A 2,784-nucleotide genomic window follows, 5' to 3' on the forward strand; every position below is an offset into this window, starting at 1 on the left:
CGCGACGGCAAGCTCGTCCTTGAGGTTTATCAGGCCCCGTCGCTCAATCCGTTCGCCTACACGACAGCCAACACATTCACCTTCGATCATCCGCTCCAATGGTCGCAGATGGTGAACTACGTGGAAGCACAGGCCCAGCCACGTGTGCCGAGCGCCGAGCAAAACATCGTGACCGACGTGGAAGTGATTACCGTGCCCGCAGGCGGGACGGTGACTAAGTTGCACTTCTACTCGTTCTCTCCGTGCGTAGACGTGCAAGCGCCCGTGATCACCGCCGACCCTGATGTGACCGTGGATTCCTATACCGCGTACTCGTGGGGCATCTCGGTGACCTACGCCAACGCGGGCGGCGGCGCGGAGACGGTGACACAGGTCACGGTCGCGGGGAAGATGCTAGAAGTGCAGGGCTCACGTGTCGTTGTCGCCCAGGATGCAACGTCGATCGCACAGAATGGCAAGCAGTCACTATCCGAGCCGATCAGCTCAGAATTCTGGCAGGACGAGGACCGAGCACAGACCGTCGCCGACGCAATCCTTGAGACCTACCGCAACCCGCGCCGTGACATCGTGATGCGTGCCCGTGGCAACATCGCGCAGTTGCTCGGCGATCGCGTGGAGGCGGTGGATTCATGGTATGCCGCGACGACGGCACAGTACGGCATCGTCGGGCAGGACGTGAGTTACGACGGCGGGCTTGAGATCACCGTCACCGCGCAACAGCTGGGGACGGCATATGAGAAAGCGTTGGCGGTTGCAACCGTGGGGACGGTCGGCACGGTAGTTCGTGAACAGCCTGAATACAAGGATCTTGCGGGTACGGCTGAAGTTCTAGCCACCATCCCGCGGCGGACAAACAAGGTACTCACGGCGGAAATCGGGGCAGTTGGGACAATCGTCCTACCGCGCGCCACATTCAGCCTGGATGCTGAGTCGAGGGGATTGCGAAATAGTGGAATCTTGTCCTACGCATCGCTATGGGGAGCTGCGGCGGCATCGGGATCAGACACGCCGCCAATTGCTATCTATCATGTCAGAAATCAGGACAGCGGATACGGCTATATCGATCGCCTTGCACTGCTCTTTGCAACCGGCGACACAATCGACGCGGGAAAGACGATCGCCGCGGCAGAGCTGTGGTTCTACGTTGGCTCATCGCCCAGCTTGAACCGCACGTGGAACATCGTGATCCAGAACGGACAGCCGACCTACCCGCATGATCCTATCGTATTGGCAGACTATTACAAGGGAAACTACTCGGGCGACGGCGGATCAATCGGGAACAGCGCCATTACCTACCCCGGATGGAACAAGATTGACCTCAACGCTACTGGGCTGACCTGGATTCAAAAAGGCGCGGGGAACAAGACGAAGCTCATGGTCCGACTCAGCCGCGACATCGCGGGCGAGGCCCCGCCAGCGCCAACGTATAGCGACAACTGCGGATTCGCCACGGCGTATCTTGTGGTAACGTGGCTCGATTAGGAGGGCATCATGGCCTGGACAGCGCCGAAAGTAGACTGGACACCGCCGGATGGGGTTGCCGACACGCACCTCAATGCGATCGGCGAGAATCTCTTGTACCTCAAGGAACAACACGTAGACCTGACGACGGGCATCCACGGTGCGGTCTCGACGGCCACAGCATCCAAGCTCCTCATCCGTGATGCAGCGGGCCGGGCGAAAGTCGTTGCTCCGAGCGCCGAGGATGACATCGCGCTCAAGTCGAACGTGACCGCCGAAGCCGCCGCCCGTGTCGCCGCAGACGCCATCCTGCAAGCCGCGATTGACCTCATCAACGCGGGCGGTGTCTATCTGCCGATCGCAGGCGGGACGATGACGGGCGGCGCGGTCGGGCATACTGCCGTCGATTACACCACGGCGCGATTCAGGAACATCATCTTCTCTACAGTGGCCCCGACTGCGGGCGATGGGAATAACGGAGACTTGTGGGTGCAATATGAAAGCTAGTCCTGCCTGGCATGATGAGGCTCGGTCACTACACGCCTCAGGGATGAGGCAGAAAGAGATCGCCGAGGCGCTGGGGAAGCGCCCAGGAACGGTATGGAAGGCACTGCATCCAGACGAGATCAGGGCCGCTACTGCCAGGTACAAGGATGAGAACAGAGAGACGATCCGCTCGAAGGGGCGGGAGTACATGCGCCGTGTCCGAAAGGAAGACCCGGAACGAGAGCGAAGGAATGATCTAGCCTTCGCCGCCGATCATCCTGGGTATATGACTCAGAAGATGCGCGAGTACCGTGCTACGCATCCTGACTATGTCCAGAGGCAGAACGCAAAACGTAGAGCGTACATGGCTTCCTACGCGAAAGAACATCCTGAGACGATGGAACGATTTCGAGAGCGCCATCCTGGGTACTTCACGGCCTACGCCTCGAAACGAAGAGTTATTGAGGAGACGACAGGGGCGCCAGCAGATGCCAAGGCGGTTGAAGAGATGTATCGGCGGGCGAAGGAAGCTCCTCGGGTAGTATGCCCTCTATGTCGTCAAGTCATCGCATTCGGGAAAAGGACAGTGGATCACGTTGTCCCGTTGTCCCGTGGTGGAGCGCATCGGTCTTCTAACCTACAGATCCTGTGCAAGTCGTGTAACAGCAGAAAGCACGCCAAGCTCCCGCAGGAGGTCGGCATGTTGCTATGAGCACGGGGAAGTGGTGCAAAGTATCAGGTGTATGGAAGCCCGTAAGAAACGAGTTTGCGAAGATTTCAGGCGCGTGGGAGCCGGTCACGACAAACTATGCGAAGATCACCGCCGCGTGGAAGGGC

3 protein-coding genes are annotated in these 2,784 nt (G+C 59.3%); all 3 read left to right on the forward strand.

The window, feature by feature from the left end:
* On the forward strand, nucleotides 1-1,482 hold a 1,482-nt coding region (locus tag WC683_20665), incomplete at its 5' end, for a hypothetical protein (protein ID MFA4975025.1).
* 9 nt (nucleotides 1,483-1,491) lie between these two features.
* Nucleotides 1,492-1,968, forward strand: coding sequence for a hypothetical protein (locus WC683_20670; GenBank protein MFA4975026.1), 477 nt, complete (start codon nucleotides 1,492-1,494; stop codon nucleotides 1,966-1,968).
* A 43-nt stretch (nucleotides 1,969-2,011) separates the two neighbouring features.
* The gene (locus tag WC683_20675; protein MFA4975027.1) at nucleotides 2,012-2,659 is read left to right on the forward strand and encodes an HNH endonuclease; all 648 of its coding nucleotides are present in this window, start codon (nucleotides 2,012-2,014) and stop codon (nucleotides 2,657-2,659) included.
* Nucleotides 2,660-2,784: the final 125 nt, after the last annotated feature.

The organism is bacterium, assembly GCA_041648665.1.
In the GTDB taxonomy this organism is placed as follows: Bacteria; UBA10199; UBA10199; order 2-02-FULL-44-16; family JAAZCA01; genus JAFGMW01.